Source organism: Citrobacter sp. RHBSTW-00881, assembly GCF_013728515.1.
GTDB lineage: Bacteria > Pseudomonadota > Gammaproteobacteria > Enterobacterales > Enterobacteriaceae > Citrobacter > Citrobacter braakii.
In genome coordinates this window covers 2,049,984-2,068,725 of record NZ_CP056269.1, presented here as the reverse complement: position 1 = coordinate 2,068,725, position 18,742 = coordinate 2,049,984, and the positions used below count along the sequence as shown (strand labels likewise).

The 18,742-nt window shown below is 52.3% G+C and carries 20 protein-coding genes; 13 read left to right on the top strand and 7 right to left on the bottom strand.

Annotation, left to right across the window (positions count from 1 at the left end):
- Nucleotides 1-104 precede the first annotated feature (104 nt).
- The 5 genes from tcyJ to HV311_RS09755 all read right to left on the bottom strand — a co-directional run bounded on the left by tcyJ (nucleotide 105) and on the right by HV311_RS09755 (nucleotide 5,095).
- The gene (gene tcyJ / locus HV311_RS09775) at nucleotides 105-905 is read right to left on the bottom strand and encodes a cystine ABC transporter substrate-binding protein (protein WP_016156835.1); all 801 of its coding nucleotides are present in this window, start codon (nucleotides 903-905) and stop codon (nucleotides 105-107) included.
- Nucleotides 906-1,005: 100 nt separating this feature from the next.
- Nucleotides 1,006-1,557: a flagella biosynthesis regulatory protein FliZ gene (gene fliZ, locus HV311_RS09770; protein ID WP_016153478.1), complete on the bottom strand. Its 552-nt coding sequence runs from the start codon at nucleotides 1,555-1,557 to the stop codon at nucleotides 1,006-1,008.
- Nucleotides 1,558-1,614: 57 nt separating this feature from the next.
- On the bottom strand, nucleotides 1,615-2,334 hold the full coding sequence (gene fliA / locus HV311_RS09765) for an RNA polymerase sigma factor FliA (protein ID WP_016153479.1): 720 nt from the start codon (nucleotides 2,332-2,334) through the stop codon (nucleotides 1,615-1,617).
- A 195-nt stretch (nucleotides 2,335-2,529) separates the two neighbouring features.
- Nucleotides 2,530-3,732: a flagellin lysine-N-methylase gene (fliB, locus tag HV311_RS09760; protein WP_191221018.1), complete on the bottom strand. Its 1,203-nt coding sequence runs from the start codon at nucleotides 3,730-3,732 to the stop codon at nucleotides 2,530-2,532.
- Between the two features lie 79 nt (nucleotides 3,733-3,811).
- Nucleotides 3,812-5,095: a FliC/FljB family flagellin gene (locus tag HV311_RS09755; protein WP_191221017.1), complete on the bottom strand. Its 1,284-nt coding sequence runs from the start codon at nucleotides 5,093-5,095 to the stop codon at nucleotides 3,812-3,814.
- A 255-nt stretch (nucleotides 5,096-5,350) separates the two neighbouring features.
- On the opposite strand from HV311_RS09755, the gene fliD reads away from it, so the two are divergent.
- The 4 genes from fliD to amyA all read left to right on the top strand — a co-directional run bounded on the left by fliD (nucleotide 5,351) and on the right by amyA (nucleotide 9,101).
- Nucleotides 5,351-6,751, top strand: a complete 1,401-nt coding sequence (fliD, locus tag HV311_RS09750; RefSeq protein ID WP_103928336.1) for a flagellar filament capping protein FliD — start codon at nucleotides 5,351-5,353, stop codon at nucleotides 6,749-6,751.
- 15 nt (nucleotides 6,752-6,766) lie between these two features.
- Nucleotides 6,767-7,174, top strand: coding sequence for a flagellar export chaperone FliS (gene fliS / locus HV311_RS09745; RefSeq protein WP_046669996.1), 408 nt, complete (start codon nucleotides 6,767-6,769; stop codon nucleotides 7,172-7,174).
- Nucleotides 7,174-7,545 carry a flagella biosynthesis regulatory protein FliT gene (fliT, locus tag HV311_RS09740; RefSeq protein ID WP_003030458.1) on the top strand — a complete coding sequence of 124 codons (372 nt, stop codon included), beginning with the start codon at nucleotides 7,174-7,176 and terminating at the stop codon, nucleotides 7,543-7,545. Before fliS ends, fliT begins: the two co-directional genes overlap by 1 nt.
- Before the next feature lie 68 nt (nucleotides 7,546-7,613).
- Nucleotides 7,614-9,101, top strand: coding sequence for an alpha-amylase (amyA, locus tag HV311_RS09735; RefSeq protein ID WP_049269548.1), 1,488 nt, complete (start codon nucleotides 7,614-7,616; stop codon nucleotides 9,099-9,101).
- Nucleotides 9,102-9,141: 40 nt separating this feature from the next.
- Here the strand turns inward: amyA and yedD are convergent, their stop codons facing one another.
- Nucleotides 9,142-9,555, bottom strand: coding sequence for a lipoprotein YedD (gene yedD, locus HV311_RS09730; protein WP_016153484.1), 414 nt, complete (start codon nucleotides 9,553-9,555; stop codon nucleotides 9,142-9,144).
- Between the two features lie 185 nt (nucleotides 9,556-9,740).
- Here yedD and yedE point away from each other — a divergent pair, with 185 nt between their 5' ends.
- Both yedE and yedF read left to right on the top strand, forming a co-directional pair.
- Nucleotides 9,741-10,946, top strand: coding sequence for a selenium metabolism membrane protein YedE/FdhT (gene yedE, locus HV311_RS09725; RefSeq protein WP_047416083.1), 1,206 nt, complete (start codon nucleotides 9,741-9,743; stop codon nucleotides 10,944-10,946).
- A complete protein-coding gene (yedF, locus tag HV311_RS09720) occupies nucleotides 10,943-11,176 on the top strand; it encodes a sulfurtransferase-like selenium metabolism protein YedF (protein ID WP_000790504.1) in 234 nt (77 codons plus the stop codon). The genes yedE and yedF overlap by 4 nt, the downstream gene beginning before the upstream one ends.
- A 45-nt stretch (nucleotides 11,177-11,221) precedes the next feature.
- On the opposite strand, the gene fliE is transcribed toward yedF, so the two are convergent.
- On the bottom strand, nucleotides 11,222-11,536 hold the full coding sequence (fliE, locus tag HV311_RS09715; protein ID WP_016153486.1) for a flagellar hook-basal body complex protein FliE: 315 nt from the start codon (nucleotides 11,534-11,536) through the stop codon (nucleotides 11,222-11,224).
- Between the two features lie 216 nt (nucleotides 11,537-11,752).
- Between fliE and fliF the strand changes: the two genes are divergently transcribed.
- From fliF to fliL, 7 genes are all read left to right on the top strand, one after another.
- Entirely contained in the window at nucleotides 11,753-13,435 is a 1,683-nt protein-coding gene (gene fliF, locus HV311_RS09710) for a flagellar basal-body MS-ring/collar protein FliF (protein WP_016156841.1), read from the top strand.
- A complete protein-coding gene (gene fliG, locus HV311_RS09705; RefSeq protein WP_016153488.1) occupies nucleotides 13,428-14,423 on the top strand; it encodes a flagellar motor switch protein FliG in 996 nt (331 codons plus the stop codon). Before fliF ends, fliG begins: the two co-directional genes overlap by 8 nt.
- Entirely contained in the window at nucleotides 14,416-15,123 is a 708-nt protein-coding gene (gene fliH, locus HV311_RS09700; protein ID WP_094761578.1) for a flagellar assembly protein FliH, read from the top strand. The genes fliG and fliH overlap by 8 nt, the downstream gene beginning before the upstream one ends.
- Entirely contained in the window at nucleotides 15,123-16,493 is a 1,371-nt protein-coding gene (fliI, locus tag HV311_RS09695; protein WP_016153490.1) for a flagellar protein export ATPase FliI, read from the top strand. Before fliH ends, fliI begins: the two co-directional genes overlap by 1 nt.
- A 21-nt stretch (nucleotides 16,494-16,514) precedes the next feature.
- Nucleotides 16,515-16,958: a flagellar export protein FliJ gene (fliJ, locus tag HV311_RS09690; protein ID WP_016153491.1), complete on the top strand. Its 444-nt coding sequence runs from the start codon at nucleotides 16,515-16,517 to the stop codon at nucleotides 16,956-16,958.
- Nucleotides 16,955-18,169 (top strand): flagellar hook length control protein FliK, encoded by a 1,215-nt coding sequence (fliK, locus tag HV311_RS09685; RefSeq protein ID WP_016153492.1) that lies wholly within the window; start codon nucleotides 16,955-16,957, stop codon nucleotides 18,167-18,169. Before fliJ ends, fliK begins: the two co-directional genes overlap by 4 nt.
- Before the next feature lie 104 nt (nucleotides 18,170-18,273).
- Nucleotides 18,274-18,741: a flagellar basal body-associated protein FliL gene (gene fliL / locus HV311_RS09680; protein WP_016153493.1), complete on the top strand. Its 468-nt coding sequence runs from the start codon at nucleotides 18,274-18,276 to the stop codon at nucleotides 18,739-18,741.
- Nucleotide 18,742: the final 1 nt, after the last annotated feature.

Genomic DNA, 18,742 nt, shown 5'->3' with positions numbered 1-18,742 from the left:
AGCCTCCGGTATTCGTTGTTGTGATGTTCTTTTATTATGCACGTTCAGGCGCAATGAAATAAAAAAAGGCGCTGTTAAAGGCGCCTTTTTTCATCAGATGACGATTATTTCGTCACATCTGCTCCAAACCATTTTTCAGACAGAGCTTTCAGTGAACCGTCTTTCTGCATTTCAGCAATGGCTGCATCCACCGCTTTCAGCAGATCTTCATTGCCTTTACGCAGCGCCACGCCGGACTCCTGGCGGGAGAATGCTTCACCGGTAACGGCCAGCGTATCCTTGGTTTTTTTCACCAGATCCAGCGCGGCCAGACGGTCAACCAGGATGGCGTCGATACGACCTACACGCAGATCCTGATATTTGGTCGGGTCATCATCATAGGTACGAATATCCACGCCCTGCACGTTCTGGCGCAGCCACTCTTCATAGTTGGTTCCCAGACCCACGCCGACTTTTTTACCTTTCAGATCGGCAGCAGTCTTAATAACGCCTTCATTGCCTTTCTTCACCAGCGCCTGGATACCAGAGACCGTATACGGGGTAGAGAAATCGTATTTTTTCTTACGATCATCAGAGATAGTCACCTGGTTGATGACCACGTCAATGCGTTTGGAATCAAGAGAAGCCAGCATACCGTCCCATTTGGTCGGCTTCAGCGTGGCTTTCACTCCGAGATGCTTGGCCAGTTCCTCGGCAAACTCCACTTCGAAACCGGTCAGCTTGCCGTCATCGCCCTGAAAACTAAACGGGGGATAGGTCCCTTCCAGGCCCACCAGCAGCGTGCCGCGCTCTTTAACTTTATTTAACAGACCTTCATCTGCATAAGTCTTCACGCTCATTCCGGCGACAAGTGCAACAGCCATTACACCCATCAGAGCCTGACGTCCCAGAAGTGCTAATTTCATAGTTACCCCGAATATTGTCATTAGTGACTATCATTTATGACTACAGTGTAAAGCGTTTGCCGTGATCCACAAACACGACTCTGTTACACCTTATTCGTTTTTAATATATATCAGAACTGGCTGTCCAGGAGGATTTCTGCATATGTCCCATATGCGTATGAGCTTTAAACTGCTCATACTTACGCAAGGCGATGCGGTAATTGTTGGTGCTGGTTTCCGGTAGCCACGGGGCAAGGTTTTCGTCGAGAAACCCTTCCTGCAGCAGATCGTGAGAGATATTTTGTTCGGTCAGATGATTCCCGAGGCGACGCAGGCGCACAACGTATTCGCGTACCGTGCCGTGACTCATTTCGGTCTGCTCGAATAAAAATTGCTTGAAGCCGATAATGTCAAAAAAGTCGCTCTGCTCTTTGCAGTGCAAATCACCGCAAAAACGACACAGTGCCACCCACTCTTTTTTCTCCTGTTCCCACTCTGCTTCATTCAGCAACGTGTCCAGTCGGGCGATGGCGATTTTATTCACAATTTGCCCGCGGCGAACCAGCGTGATCCTGTCGAGCAACTTAAAGCAATGGGCGCAATGCGTCTGGCTGTGTTTGAAATCTTTGAGGTAGCGGCTTAGAGGCCGTCTTTTTGATTGCTGCACCGTCATGAGAACTCCTGGTAGTCAATTCGTAATGCGGCATTGTTCAGGGGTAATGATGTACCCCTATAGCTTACCCAGCTTGGTGCGTAGACGTTTGATGGCCTGACTGTGCAACTGGCTAACCCGTGACTCCCCCACTTCCAGTACCGCGCCAATCTCTTTCAGATTCAGCTCTTCCTGGTAGTACAGCGTTAACACCAGCTTTTCGCGTTCCGGCAACGCTTCGATCGCGTCCATCACGCGCTGGCGGAGGTTACCCTCAAGTAGCTGCTGTAACGGGTTTTCCTGCTGATGTTCTTCCGTCACCAGCTCAATACTATCGCCATGCTCTTCCCGCCACTCGTCGTAGGAGAAGAGTTGGCTATTATTGGTATCAAGCAACATCTGACGATACTCTTGCACAGGAATAGCCAGACGCTCCGCCACTTCGGTTTCCGTCGCGTTACGCCCTAATTCCTGCTCCAGTTGCCCCATCGCCTGTGCCACTTCGCGAGCATTGCGCCGAACGCTACGCGGCACCCAATCCCGGCTACGTAGTTCGTCCAGCATCGCTCCACGAATACGCTGCACTGCGTAAGTGGTAAATGCCGTTCCTTGCAAAGCGTCATATCGGTCGACTGCATTCAATAACCCGATGCCGCCCGCTTGTAGCAGGTCATCCAGTTCTACGCTCGCCGGCAAACGCACCTGAAGGCGCAATGCTTCGTGACGCACCAACGGTACATAACGCTGCCACAGCGAGTGTTTATCCATTACACCTTCAGCGGTATACAGTGAATTCACGATAAACAGCCCTGCGTTAAATGAGTTATCGGCATGATTATCCGTTTCTGCAGGGGGTTCTATCGGAGGAATAAGGCTATAAAAGAAGGGTTATTTCACTTATGTAGCTGATGGCGTTATTTCGAATAAGAAATAATCAAGAATAAATCAAATAGTTAGCCTGCGAGGGATGCGTTTTCACGCATCCCGTTAAAATTATGTCAAGAGATGAATCATCGACAGGTCATCACCTGTTCTGACGGTCTCGATGTGCTTGTGGAAGTTCTCATGCACGGTAGGATTATGCTGGCTTCGCGAATGAAAGCTATAGACGATATTGATCGCATCCTCCTTCTCCAGGTACGTTCTTTCGTAGGCACTCGCGGCGATCAACATTTTGATGAAGTAGTATTCAACACTTATCATGTATAAAGAACGTAGCGGGTCTACGTTCTTTTGATTAGGAAAGTTGTTTTCCCAAATTTTATATAAAATGAAATTTTTAAGATCGAACCCAGACTCACCCTGCTGTTCATAAACCTTCTCCCAGGTCGCCTCAAGTCTGGCAATGCCCTCATCTACGGAATAAGTATCGTCCTGAGTTAGCGTCCTCAGCAAGCACTGAATATAATAATTCAGTACGCCACTCCCTCTGCTCCCTGAATTACTGCGAAAATAGTCCTGCAGCAAAAGCACTAAGGATAATTTGATATTTCCATCCGCTGAAAAATCTGACAGCTCCTTTCTTAACTCTCCCGATTGAAGCTGAGCTAACAGTGCATGATAAACGGGTTCAATCTCTGACAACGCGGCGTTATCAACCGACTGAAATTTCTCGATAAACAGTGTTAACTTAATCAGAGAATAAAATCCGACGTTGATATCACGTCCAGCCTGATCCACAAGGCTTAAACAAAAAAGATTCAACAGCTTTTGCTGTGGTGTAAGGGCGGGTTTAACATTAGCCTGCGGTTTCACGGTACTTTTTTCATTCAATATCATCGCATTAGGATCTGTTAATACAATACCAACAACCTCAGGGCACGATAAATTTAGCGATTTTCTCACATCATTTTTATAAACACGCTCAACACGCGGGAATGTTTGACAGGTCGTACTTAGCGCCTGGGCTCCCAATGTTTTTTGTACCTGACACAGACTCTCTTCGGTCAGATAAGGACAGTTTCCAGTGCCATCGGCAAGTTTAATTACCCCCCATTGCGCAATATCTTTTTTAAGCAGAATAATATTCTCTTTGGCAATGTTCTTAATGATCTCATTTTTACTGGAGACATATTTATTCACCGTTGCCTTATCCAGATGTATATTCCAGCCTTTACAGCAATGATCGCGACATTGTGTGCCGGTGCACTGAAACGTAGTCACAAAATTGGGTTCAGTAACGGTAATTTCTTGCATTCTTCAGACTCCAGTATAGAAAAAAGGCAGCTTTCGCTGCCTTTATTGTCTCTAACGACTGAGTAACCCAATCGGTGGATTAACGCAGTAAAGAGAGTACGTTTTGCGTGGTCTGGTTAGCCTGTGCCAGGACGGAAGTACCCGCCTGCTGCAGGATCTGCGCACGAGACATGTTAGACACTTCGGTCGCGTAGTCGGAGTCTTCGATACGGCTACGAGCAGAAGACAGGTTGTTAACCGTGTTACCCAGGTTGGTAATTGCAGATTCAAAACGGTTCTGAATAGCACCCAGGGAGCTGCGGAACTGATCAACGTCAGAGAGCGCCTTATCAATTTTCTTCAGCGGATCCGTTGTGCCTAAGGACAGTACAGTGGTACCTTCGCTTGCCACACCACCAGCAAAAGTGGCATTTTTATACGATTCAACACCATTGCCATCTACGGTCTTAACAGCATATGCTGCATTACCAGACTGATCTTTGTATGTAACCAAGGATTTATTAGCAGCAGTTAATGCCGCAGTATCCGCAGTAACGTCTTTGCCCACTTCAGTAACAGTGGTCAATGTTAACCCTGTGGTGCTGGAAGCTGGGTTACGGCTATCAATGGATACTTTACCTGTTTTATTGTCAACAGTCGCCGCGTAATACGTTGTACCATTATCCGCTGTTGCGTAGTATTTGCCTGATTTGTCTTGAGCTAACTTAACATCACCAGCAGTTGCAGCTGCAAAATCTACCTTACCAGCGCCTGTATTTACGTCACTGAAATCAGCTTTTGCCAGAGTAGAACGGATGTTAATGGTGTCACCATTATTAACAGTTTTACCCGTTTTAGAGATATTAAGATCAGACAGCCCAAGGGTAGTGCTATCGATTTTTTTCAGATCGATAGTAATAGTTTCATTATCTTTTGCACCAACCTGAATAGTCAACTGGCCGTCCTGGTTCAGAACTTTTTTACCGTTGAAGTCGGTCTGCTCGGAAACACGGTTGATTTCTGCCAGGCGCTGATTAATTTCGTCCTGGATAGAACTCAGGTCAGACTCGGAGTTGGAGCCGTTCGCTGCCTGTACAGACAGTTCACGAACACGCTGCAGGTTGTTGTTGATTTCAGACAGGGCGCCTTCAGTGGTCTGTGCAACGGAGATACCGTCGTTGGCGTTACGGGACGCCTGAGTCAGACCTTTGATGTTAGCGGTGAAACGGTTTGCAATCGCCTGACCAGCAGCATCGTCTTTCGCGCTGTTGATACGCAGACCAGAGGACAGACGCTCGATAGCGGAGCCCAGAGCGGACTGAGATTTGTTCAGGTTGTTTTGGGTCAACAGCGACAGGCTGTTTGTATTGATGACTTGTGCCATGATCTTTTCCTTATCAATTACAACTTGATGTTATTGGGCTGTTGCCCACGGTTTCTCACCGTAACCCATGTATCGGCACCTTAATTTCGAACTTTAGAAAATTTTTACTTTCTGTCGTTTTTTTTCTTAGCCCGCGAAATACCCTCTATATGCACCACTATTCCGCGCATTATTTTGACAAAACTATCATTAAACTTTGCGCGCAGATTGCCGATAACCCGCATAACAATTGTTTGCAATCACAAGGAATCGGGCATGGCTTCATTTACATCATTAGGCGTAGGCTCAGGCTTACCACTGGACACGTTGCTAAACAACCTGACTATTGCTGAGAAAAAACGTCTAAATCCAATTACTCAGCAACAGACCGACAATACTGCCCGTCTGACGGCTTACGGTACGCTGAAGAGTGCGCTGGAAAAGTTCCAGACGGCCAATACCGCGTTAAATAAACCGGAGTTGTTCAGAAGCAGTAATGTGACGAGCAGTACTGAAGACCTGAAAGTCACCACCGAAGCAGGCGCGGCACCGGGTATTTATACCATCAGCGTCACGCAACTGGCACAGGCACAATCGCTGAGCACCACATCGGTGGCCTCAAACAAAGAGGCTCTGGGTGATGGCTCCGCCACGCGTACCATTAAAATTGAGCAGCCGGGCCGTAAAGAGCCGCTGGAGATTAAACTCTCCCAAGATAAGACCACGCTGGATGATATCAGCAAGGCAATTAACGACACCGATAGCGGTATCTCCGCCAGTATCGTGAAGGTGAAAGACGGCGAGTTCAAACTGGTGCTGACCGCAGCAGAAGGTATGGACAGCAAGATGACCATCTCTGTTGAGGGCGACAGCAAGCTTAACGATATGCTGGCTTACGACAGCACGACCGGTACAGGAAAAATGACTGAGCTGGTTCAGGCCCAGAACTCCAAGCTCACGATGAACGGTATCGATATTGAACGTCAAAGCAACAAAGTCACCGATGCCCCGCAGGGTGTTACGCTGGAACTTACCAAAAAAGTTACCGACGCGCGCGTGACGGTGACGAAAAGCAATGAGAAAGCCACGGAAGCGATTAAAGGTTGGGTGGATGCCTATAACTCACTGATCGATACCTTTAATACGCTGACCAAATATAAAGCCGTAGATGCAGGTGCGGAAGGTCAGGACAAAGACAACGGCGCGCTGGTCGGTGACAGCGTAGTACGTACGATTCAGACAGGCATTCGTGCACAGTTTGCTAACTCCGGTGCTGAAGGTGCCTTTAAGACACTGAATGAAATCGGCATCAAACAAGATGGCAAAACCGGCAAGATGTCCATCGATGATACCAAGCTGAAAAAAGCGCTGGATGAAAACACCGCCTCTGTTCGCGAACTGCTGGCTGGCGACGGTAAAGAAACCGGCATCACCACCAAAATTGCCGCTGAAGTAAAAAGCTATCTCGCCGATGACGGCATTATCGATAATGCGCAAGACAGCATTAACGCCACGCTGAAAAAACTGACCAAACAATATCTGTCAGTTAGCGCCAGCATTGACGACATGGTTGCGCGTTATACGGCGCAGTTTACCCAGCTTGATAGCATGATGAGCAAACTGAATAACACCAGTACCTATCTGGGCCAACAATTTACAGCGATGAATAAATCCTGATAACACGAGGTAAGCATGTATACCGCGAGCGGTACCAAAGCCTATGCACAGGTCAGCGTGGAAAGCGCCGTGATGAGCGCCAGCCCACATCAACTGATTGAAATGTTGTTTGATGGCGCGAACAGCGCCCTGGTGCGCGCTCGCCTGTTTATGCAACAGGGTGATATCGTCGCCAAAGGTGAAGCGTTAAGTAAAGCCATTAATATTATCGACAATGGCCTGAAGGCAGGACTTGATCAAGAGAATGGCGGCGAAATCGCCACCAATCTGTCTTCTCTGTATGACTATATGATTCGCCGTTTACTGCAAGCTAACTTGCGTAATGATTGTCAGGCCATTGAAGAAGTCGAAGGGTTACTCGGCAACATTGCAGATGCCTGGAAACAGATCTCACCGAAAGCATCTTCCCAGGAGTCTCGTTAATGACCTCAGCCGTGGAGTTTATCAACCGTTGGCAGCGCATCGCGCTGCTCAGTCACTCACTGCTGGAACTGGCGCAGCGCGGTGAATGGGACCTTTTACTGGAACAGGAAGTTACCTATCTGCAAAGTATTGAAGTGGTCATGGAAGAGCAAACTCCACCAGGCATTACGCGAAGTATTCAGGATTTAGTGGCCGGGTACATTAAACAGACGCTGGATAACGAACAACTGCTCAAAACATTGTTACAGCAGCGTCTGGATGAACTCAGCAATCTCATCGGTCAGTCGACGCGCCAAAAGACGCTAAATAACGCTTATGGCCGTCTTTCCGGCATGCTGTTAGTTCCCGACGCCCCCACTGCCCCACAATAATTTCCCGTCTCGTCTGAATAATCTTCCATACTCCAGAGGTCGGCCAAACGACTTCTGGAGCACGGAAGATGAAAAATCCCACGTTATTGCAGTATTTTCACTGGTATTACCCCGAGGGCGGTCAACTCTGGCCCGAACTTGCCGAACGCGCAGGTGGACTCAATGACATCGGCATCAATATGGTGTGGTTACCTCCCGCTTATAAAGGCGCATCCGGCGGCTATTCCGTTGGCTACGACTCCTACGATCTGTTTGATCTGGGCGAATTCGACCAAAAGGGAACCATCGCTACCAAATATGGCGATAAAAACCAGCTGCTGGCGGCGATAGACGCGCTAAAACACAATGATATTGCCGTACTGCTCGACGTGGTGGTTAACCACAAGATGGGTGCAGATGAAAAAGAGCATATTCGTGTCCAGCGGGTTAACGCCGAGGATCGCACGCAAATAGACGATGAGATCGTCGAATGCGAAGGCTGGACGCGCTACACCTTCCCTGCCCGCGCAGGCCAGTACTCGCAATTCATTTGGGACTTTAAATGCTTCAGCGGTATTGACCATATCGAAAACCCAACCGAAGACGGCATTTTTAAAATCGTGAACGACTACACCGGCGAAGGCTGGAACGATCAGGTTGATGATGAGTTGGGTAATTTTGATTATCTGATGGGCGAAAACATCGATTTTCGCAATCACGCGGTCACCGAAGAGATCAAATACTGGGCGCGTTGGGTGATGGAGCAAACCCAGTGTGACGGCTTTCGGTTAGATGCCGTGAAACATATTCCGGCATGGTTTTATAAAGAGTGGATTGAGCATGTGCAGGAAGTCGCCCCCAAGCCGCTGTTTATCGTCGCGGAATACTGGTCGCATGAAGTCGACAAGCTGCAAACCTACATTAATCAGGTGGAGGGGAAAACCATGTTATTCGACGCCCCTTTACAGATGAAATTCCACGAAGCCTCTCGTCAGGGACGCGATTACGACATGAGTCAGATTTTCACCGACACCCTGGTGGAAGCCGATCCGTTTCATGCCGTCACCCTGGTGGCCAATCACGACACTCAGCCCTTGCAGGCGCTGGAAGCCCCTGTCGAACCGTGGTTTAAGCCGCTGGCCTATGCGCTGATCCTGTTGCGCGAAAACGGCGTACCGTCAGTGTTTTATCCTGACCTCTACGGGGCGCATTACGAAGACACCGGCGGCGATGGCGAAACCTATCCTATCGACATGCCGATCATCGAGCAGCTTGATGAACTGATCCTCGCGCGCCAGCGCTTCGCGCACGGGGTACAGACGCTCTTTTTCGATCATCCTAACTGTATCGCTTTTAGCCGCAGCGGAACAGACGAGGATCCCGGCTGTGTGGTTGTTCTGTCTAACGGCGATGACGGGGAAAAGACCATCAATCTCGGTGCGAATTACGGGAATAAAACCTGGCGCGACTATCTGGGAAATCGCGAAGAAAGCGTAGTCACCGATGAAAACGGTGAAGCGACGTTTTATTGTAACGGCGGTAGCGTCAGTGTGTGGGTGATTGAAGACGTGTTATAAAACTCAACCCCGGTGGCCGTGGGCTACCGGGGCGTATAGCTTATGGCAGTGGCGTGGCCAGCGGCGTTTTCTTTAGCGCATCAGCACATTCCTGCGTCGGGCGGTCGACCCGCTGCAGCGTCATACCGTCATATTCCAGCGTATTGCCTTCACGCTCAATCTCATACAGCTCGCGTTTCACCGTCACGTTGGTGAGATCGCCAGAGATCATCGTCAGTTTCCCCGGCAGCGCGATCACTCGCTGCCACTGGCGACAATCCAGCGTGTCGCCCTCTTTTGTTACCACCAGGCTGGCAATCGCTTCCGGGCTCACCAGACTGCGTTGCGGACCTTTTGACTGCCAGTATCCTTCCAGACCGGCTGGCGCTGGCGTTTTCACCACGTCGTTATAATTTTCTACTTCGGCGCATCCGGTAAGCGCCAGAAATACAGCAACGATTGCTAATTTTTTCATCATTCATCCTGCATGCGAAGAAAATGGGATTGTGGCATTAAAGGCCTGATGTCGCCAGCCTTTCGGCAGCGTCGAGAAAGATTGATCCAGACGATGTTACCTCTTATTACTCATAGTCAAAAATTCTGATCGGTGTAGTATCCACACTTCTTGTTACATACCTTCTGAGTTCAGAGGCACAACGCATGTCATGGCAACACTTCAAACAGGCCTGGTTAATTAAATTTTGGGCCCCCGCCCCTGCGGTCATCGCAGCGGGTATTCTCTCTACCTACTATTTCGGCATTACGGGAACCTTCTGGGCCGTTACCGGCGAATTCACTCGCTGGGGTGGTCAAATCCTGCAACTGTTCGGCGTTCACGCCGAAGAATGGGGATACTACAAGCTGATCCATCTCGAAGGCTCACCCCTGACCCGCATTGACGGCATGATGATCCTCGGTATGTTCGGGGGCTGTTTTGCTGCCGCATTGTGGGCAAACAACGTCAAATTACGCATGCCGCGCAGTCGGGTGCGCATTATGCAGGCGATAGTCGGCGGAATGATTGCCGGATTCGGCGCCCGGCTGGCAATGGGCTGTAACCTGGCCGCATTCTTCACCGGTATTCCGCAGTTCTCGCTACACGCCTGGTTTTTCGCGCTGGCAACGGCTATTGGCTCATGGTTTGGCGCACGCTTTACCCTGCTGCCGATGTTTCGTATTCCGGTCAAAATGCAGAAAGTCTCCGCCGCTTCTCCGTTAACGCAAAAGCCAGATCAGGCCCGTCGCCGTTTCCGCCTCGGCATGCTGGTGTTTATCGCCATGATCGGCTGGGCGCTACTCACTGCAATGGATAAGCCCAAACTTGGTTTGGCCATGCTGTTCGGCGTCGGGTTCGGGCTGCTGATTGAACGGGCGCAAATCTGCTTCACCTCCGCCTTCCGCGACCTGTGGATTTCCGGTCGCACCCATATGGCGAAAGCGATCATCTTCGGGATGGCGGTCAGCGCCATTGGTATCTTTAGCTACGTGCAACTGGGCGTCGAGCCTAAAATCATGTGGGCAGGTCCGAATGCGGTGATCGGCGGCTTGCTGTTCGGCTTCGGCATTGTTCTGGCGGGCGGGTGTGAAACGGGCTGGATGTACCGCGCCGTTGAAGGCCAGGTGCATTACTGGTGGGTGGGTCTGGGCAACGTTATTGGCTCGACCATTCTGGCCTACTACTGGGATGATTTTGCTCCTGCGCTTGCCACCAGTTGGGACAAAGTGAATCTGCTCAACACCTTCGGCCCGCTCGGGGGCCTGCTGGTAACCTATCTGCTGTTATTTACCGCGCTGATGCTCATCATCGGCTGGGAAAAACGCTTCTTCCGTCGCGCTGGGCTGACGCCTGCCAAGGAGTCTGTATGAAAAATATCGTGCCTGATTATCGCCTCGATATGGTCGGCGAGCCGTGTCCGTACCCGGCTGTCGCCACACTGGAAGCGATGCCGCAATTGAAGAAAGGTGAGATTCTGGAAGTGGTGAGCGATTGCCCGCAGTCAATCAACAATATTCCACTGGATGCGCGTAATCACGGCTATACGGTGCTGGATATTCAGCAGGATGGTCCAACGATTCGTTATTTGATTCAGAAGTAATGCAATTCTCCCGTTGCCCGACGCAGCGGGAGAATGTTCGGCTTGCTACACCTGCATCGACATCACTTCCTGATACGCCGACACCAGTTTGTTGCGCACCTGGATCCCCATCTGCATCGATACCGACGCTTTTTGCATATCGGTCATCACATCGTTCAGCGCAATACCCGGTTCACCGAGGGTAAATTTCTCAGCCTGCACACGGGACGCGGTTTGTACATCGCTGATCCTGTCTAACGCCGCATGCAGTTGACCGGCAAAGCTCACGGTCGGTTGTGGCTGCATATCCTGCATTTTTGCTGACATCGCCGTGGTCTGTAGCTGGCTGATGACCCCTTCAATCCCCTGTATTGCCGACATTCTGATCCCCTGGATAATTTTTTACGTAGTTGAGATTACCAGTTAGTCAATAAGATAAAGGCGTTAAATAACGATAAAAAACCACGGTTTTTAACGCATAGAAAAATTCGAAACCGCAAATAATGAGACCGTCAATTTTTCGAGTTTGCTGACCCGGGAGTGAGTCTTGTTCCACTTTGCAAAAAACGCCGTCCACGATAAGCCACGAGGTGCGAGATGAGTGCGACAGCATCGACTGCAACCCAGCTTAAACCTCTCGAGTGGTTAAACCGCCTGCGCGCGAATCCCAGAATTCCTCTGATTGTGGCGGGAGCCGCTGCCGTCGCGATCATCGTGGCGATGGTCCTGTGGGCCAAAGCACCTGACTACCGCACGCTGTTCAGCAATCTTTCCGATCAGGATGGTGGCGCGATCGTCACCCAACTGACGCAGATGAACGTTCCCTATCGTTTTACTGAGGGAAGCGGCGCCATTGAAGTTCCTGCCGATAAAGTCCACGAACTGCGTTTACGTCTGGCGCAGCAAGGTCTGCCCAAAGGCGGCGCGGTGGGTTTTGAACTGCTGGATCAGGAAAAGTTTGGTATCAGCCAGTTTAGCGAGCAGGTCAACTACCAGCGCGCGCTGGAAGGTGAATTAGCCCGTACGATTGAAACGTTGGGACCGGTAAAACGCGCCCGCGTGCATCTGGCTATGCCGAAACCGTCGCTGTTTGTGCGTGAGCAAAAAGCGCCTTCAGCCTCCGTCACCGTCAATCTCGAACCGGGTCGCGCGCTGGATGAAGGTCAGATCAGTGCGGTCACGCATCTGGTTTCCAGCGCTGTTGCAGGCTTGCCGCCGGGCAACGTTACGCTGGTCGACCAGGCGGGTCATCTTTTAACCCAGTCAAATACCAGTAGCCGCGATCTTAACGATGCGCAGCTGAAATACGCCAGCGACGTCGAAGGCCGCGTTCAGCGTCGTATCGAATCAATTCTGTCGCCGATTGTCGGCAACGGTAACGTACATGCGCAGGTTACCGCGCAGCTGGATTTTGCCAACAAAGAGCAAACCGAAGAACAGTACCGTCCAAACGGTGATGAGTCCCAGGCCGTGCTGCGTTCTCGTCAGTTGAACGTCAGTGAGCAGGTCGGTAGCGGAGCACCAGGCGGCGTACCGGGCGCGTTGTCAAATCAGCCCGCTCCGGCAAATACTGCGCCAATCGCCAACCCACCCGCTAATCAGCAAAACGCGCAAAATACGCAAAACGCACAGACGGCGAATAACAGTAATAATGCCGGCCCGCGCAATACTCAGCGCAATGAAACCAGCAACTATGAAGTTGACCGCACCATTCGCCATACCAAAATGAACGTTGGCGATGTGCAGCGTCTCTCAGTGGCTGTCGTGGTCAACTACAAAACGTTACCAGACGGCAAACCGTTGCCGTTAACCGCCGAGCAGATGAAACAGATTGAGGATCTAACCCGCGAAGCGATGGGATTCTCCGACAAGCGTGGCGATACCCTGAACGTGGTGAACTCTCCCTTCACGGCGACCGACGATTCCATTGGCGAGCTACCGTTCTGGAAACAGCCGTTCTTTATTGATCAGTTAATGTCCGCAGGTCGTTGGTTGCTGGTTCTGCTGGTGGCGTGGATCCTGTGGCGGAAAGCCGTTCGTCCGCAGTTGGTCCGTCGCAGTGAAGAAGCGAAAGCCGTACAAGAACAAACGCGTGTCCGTCAGGAAACCGAAGAAGCGGTAGAAGTTCGCCTCAGCAAAGACGAACAAACTCAGCAGCGTCGTACTAATCAGCGTCTGGGAGCAGAAGTCATGAGTCAGCGTATTCGTGAAATGTCAGATAACGATCCGCGCGTCGTGGCGCTGGTCATTCGCCAGTGGATGAGTAACGATCATGAGTAATCTTACCGGTACCGATAAAAGCGTCATCCTGCTGATGACCATTGGCGAAGATCGCGCGGCGGAGGTGTTTAAGCACCTTTCCACGCGCGAAGTTCAGGCGCTCAGTACGGCGATGGCCAACGTTCGCCAGATTTCCAACAAGCAGTTGACGGAAGTGCTGGCCGAATTTGAACAAGAAGCCGAACAGTTTGCCGCGCTGAATATCAACGCCAACGAATATCTGCGTTCCGTGCTGGTGAAAGCGCTGGGCGAAGAACGTGCCTCCAGTCTGCTGGAAGACATTCTGGAAACCCGCGATACCACCAGCGGCATTGAAACGCTTAACTTTATGGAGCCGCAAAGCGCCGCCGACCTTATCCGCGACGAGCATCCGCAGATTATCGCCACCATTCTGGTGCACCTCAAGCGGGGCCAGGCTGCCGATATACTGGCGCTTTTCGACGAGCGTTTACGTCACGACGTGATGCTGCGTATCGCCACCTTTGGCGGCGTACAGCCTGCCGCGCTGGCAGAACTGACCGAGGTACTCAACGGCCTGCTCGATGGCCAGAACCTCAAGCGCAGCAAAATGGGCGGCGTGAGAACGGCGGCAGAAATTATCAACCTGATGAAAACCCAGCAGGAAGAAGCGGTTATTACCGCCGTACGCGAATTCGACGGCGAGCTGGCGCAGAAAATTATCGACGAGATGTTCCTGTTCGAGAACCTGGTGGATGTCGACGATCGCAGTATCCAGCGCCTGCTGCAGGAAGTGGATTCCGAATCGTTGCTGATTGCCCTGAAAGGTGCCGAACAGCCACTGCGCGAGAAGTTCCTGCGCAACATGTCGCAACGTGCTGCCGATATTCTGCGCGACGACCTCGCCAACCGCGGTCCGGTGCGTTTGTCGCAGGTGGAAAACGAACAGAAAGCCATTCTGCTTATTGTGCGTCGTCTGGCGGAAACCGGCGAGATGGTGATAGGCAGCGGCGAGGATACCTATGTCTAACGAACTGCCGTGGAAAGTCTGGACCCCGGACGACCTCGCCCCACCGATGGCGGAGTTCGTACTGGCTGAGCACAGCGAAAACCCGCTGTCAGAAGAAACAGCAGAACCAGAGCTTTCCGCAGAGCAACAGCTTGAACAGCAGCTCGCACAGCTGCAACTGCAGGCCCATGAGCAAGGTTATAACGCGGGTCTGGCGGAAGGTCGACAAAAAGGTCACGAACAAGGTTATCAGGAAGGCCTGAGTCAGGGGCTGGAGCAAGGCCAGAACCAGGCGCGCGCTCAGCATGCGCCGATCCATGCCCGCATGCAGCAACTAGTGAGCGAGTTTCAGAATACGCTGGACGCACTGGACAGCGTAATTGCCTCGCGTCTGATGCAAATGGCGCTGGAAGCTGCGCGTCAGGTTATTGGCCAGACGCCTATTGTGGATAACGCTGCGCTGATTAAACAAATCCAACAGCTGTTACAGCAAGAACCGCTGTTTAGCGGTAAACCGCAGCTACGCGTACATCCGGACGATCTCCAGCGTGTGGAAGAGATGCTCGGTGCGACCCTCAGTCTGCACGGCTGGCGGCTGCGCGGTGATCCGACGCTGCATCACGGCGGCTGTAAAGTCTCTGCCGATGAAGGCGATCTGGATGCCAGCGTCGCCACGCGCTGGCAAGAACTCTGCCGTCTGGCAGCGCCGGGAGTCGTGTAATGACCACTCGCCTGACTCGCTGGCTCAACACGCTGGACAGCTTCGAAGAGAAAATGTCGCTGCTGCCTGCGGTGCGCCGTTACGGTCGCCTGACCCGCGCCACTGGGCTGGTGCTGGAGGCCACGGGATTACAGTTGCCGCTGGGCGCCACCTGCGTTATTGAACGCCAGGACGGCAACGAAACCCAGGAGGTCGAAAGTGAAGTTGTGGGCTTTAACGGTCAGCGTCTGTTTCTGATGCCCCTCGAAGAGGTTGAAGGCGTTCTGCCCGGCGCACGCGTGTACGCAAAAAACATTGCCGGAGAAGGTCTGCAAAGCGGGAAGCAATTACCGCTTGGTCCTGCATTGCTGGGTCGGGTGCTGGACGGTAGCGGCAAACCGCTCGACGGTCTGCCCGCCCCGGATACCACCGAAACCGGGGCGCTGATTACGCCGCCGTTTAACCCGCTACAACGCACCGCGATTGAACACGTCCTGGATACCGGCGTACGTCCCATCAACGCGTTGTTAACCGTTGGTCGCGGTCAGCGTATGGGACTTTTCGCGGGTTCCGGTGTCGGTAAAAGCGTTCTGCTCGGCATGATGGCGCGCTATACCCAGGCCGATGTTATCGTCGTGGGTCTGATTGGCGAACGTGGTCGCGAAGTTAAAGATTTTATTGAAAATATTCTCGGTACCGACGGTCGTGCGCGCTCGGTGGTGATTGCTGCTCCCGCAGATGTCTCGCCGCTGTTACGTATGCAAGGTGCGGCCTATGCCACGCGTATCGCCGAAGATTTTCGCGATCGTGGACAGCACGTATTGCTGATTATGGATTCCCTCACCCGCTACGCGATGGCGCAACGTGAGATCGCCCTGGCGATCGGAGAGCCGCCGGCAACGAAAGGTTATCCCCCCTCAGTATTCGCCAAATTACCGGCGCTGGTCGAACGCGCCGGGAACGGCATTCACGGCGGCGGTTCCGTTACCGCGTTTTACACGGTACTGACCGAAGGTGACGACCAGCAGGACCCCATTGCGGATTCCGCGCGCGCGATTCTGGACGGCCACATTGTGCTGTCCCGTCATCTGGCCGAAGCGGGTCACTATCCGGCCATCGATATTGAAGCCTCGATCAGCCGCGCCATGACCGCGCTTATTAGTGAACAACACTATGCGCGGGTACGTAACTTTAAACAGCTGCTATCCAGCTTCCAGCGCAACCGCGATCTGGTCAGCGTGGGGGCGTATGCCAAAGGCAGCGATCCCATGCTGGATAAAGCCATCGCCCTATGGCCACAACTGGAAGCATTCTTACAGCAAGGCATTTTTGAACGGGCGGACTGGGAAGATTCTCTGCACGCGTTAGAACTGATTTTCCCTGGTGTGTGAGTAAGCAGGAGAGCATAGGTCATGGCACAACATGGTGCATTAGCCACACTGAAAGACCTGGCTGAAAAAGAGGTAGATGACGCCGCTGTCTTATTGGGAGAGATGCGTCGTGGCTGTCAGCAGGCGGAAGAGCAGTTGAAAATGCTGATCGATTATCAGCATGAGTACCGCAACAATCTGAACAGTGACATGGGTCAGGGTATTACCAGTAATCGCTGGATCAATTACCAACAATTTATTCAGACGCTGGAAAAAGCGATTGAGCAACACCGCCAACAGCTCAATCAGTGGACGCAGAAAGTAGACCAGGCATTGAACAGTTGGCGCGACAAAAAACAACGTTTACAGGCGTGGCAGACTCTGCAGGACAGACAAACCTCGGCGGCGTTACTGGCCGAAAACCGCCTGGATCAGAAAAAAATGGATGAATTTGCTCAGCGTGCAGCTATGAGGAAACCCGAATGATTACTTTACCCCAACTGATTACCACCGACACCGACGTAGCCGCAGGTCTTCAGTCAGGCAAAGCGGTTGATTCACCCGAGGATTTTTTAGCGCTGCTGGCGGGTGCATTAGGTGCGGACAACGCGCAGGGTAAAGACGCCCCGCTGTCGTTTGCCGACTTACAGGCGGCCGGTAGCAAACTGCAAAAAGGGTTACTGCAAAAAAATGGCGATTCAGCACCGTCGCTCAAGTTGACCGAACTACTGGCGCAAAAAGAGATGCACACTGATGCTTCTCTTGTCGACATGACAGACGCTCAGCAACTGTTGTCTGCCCTCACGCCCTCACTGAAAGTTAATGCCCTGACGACTCTGGGCAAAGTCGCTCAGCAGGATGAAAAAAACACCGCACTGAGCGATGAGGATCTCGCCAACCTGAGCGCGTTGTTCGCCATGCTGCCAGGACAACCGCAGACCACGCCTGCCGTCGACAGCGCGCCAGCCCCCGTTGATGCGACGCTTTCGGCGTTGTCACGAGGTTCGGTACACAGCGCTATCGCCGATAATGCTGGCGAATTGCTGCCAGGTGATGCCAAAAAAGGCAAAGCGGATATTGCAACGCCTGCCAGCAGCGTAGATCAGACAAACAATCCGACATTAACCCCGTTGACGGCAGCGGCGACGACCAGAGCAGAAATTGAAAGCTCCCCTTCGCCGACCAGCATTGGCATGACGACGGCGCCGTTAAGTGGCCCGCAGTCCCACGCTCAGCCGTTACCGACCGCCGCACCTGTGCTAAGCGCACCATTGGGTAGCCAGGAATGGCAGCAATCACTGAGCCAGCACGTCACTCTGTTTACTCGCCAGGGCCAGCAAAGCGCGGAACTGCGTCTGCATCCACAGGATCTGGGCCAGGTGCACATTTCCCTCAAGCTGGATGACAACCTCGCGCAGTTGCAAATGGTATCGCCACACAGTCACGTGCGCGCTGCGCTGGAAGCTGCGTTACCGATGCTGCGTACGCAGTTGGCTGAAAGCGGGATCCAGCTTGGGCAAAGCAGTATCAGTAGTGAAAGCTTTGCCGGTAATCAGCAGTCTTCCGGGCAGCAACAGCAGGCGGGTCGCGCTCAGGGACAAGACATTTTTGCCGCTGAAGATGACGCCGTACTGGCAGCGCCAGCCTCACTGCAAGCCGCAGCACGCGGTGATGGAGCAGTAGACATCTTCGCCTAACGCCAGAGGTAGCATGATTATCCGCGTCTTTTCCACGCTTTGTCGTGGACAGGACACGGGATAATCAGCCCATAAGCTGTACCGAAACAGGAAGCCCGTATCTGATGACTGACTCCGCGATTAACAAAAAAAGTAAACGCGCTATTTGGATCCCTCTGCTGGTATTGATTACCCTCGCCGCCTGCGCAACTGCGGGTTATAGCTACTGGCGCATGCAGCAGCAGCCGTCCGCCAGCGTCAAAGCGGAACCGGCTCCACCGCCAGCCCCGGTATTCTTTGCGCTGGATACCTTTACCGTCAATCTGGGTGATGCGGACCGTGTACTGTATATCGGTATCACGCTGCGCATGAAAGACGAGGCAACGCGTTCACGTCTTAACGAATATCTGCCGGAAGTGCGCAGCCGCTTGCTGCTGCTGTTCTCTCGTCAGAACGCGGCTACGCTCGCCACCGAAGAAGGTAAGCAACAGCTCATTGCCGCCATCAAAGAGACGCTTGCGACTCCGCTCGTTGTTGGGCAACCCAAACAGGTTGTCACCGACGTTCTTTATACAGCTTTTATTCTGCGGTAAA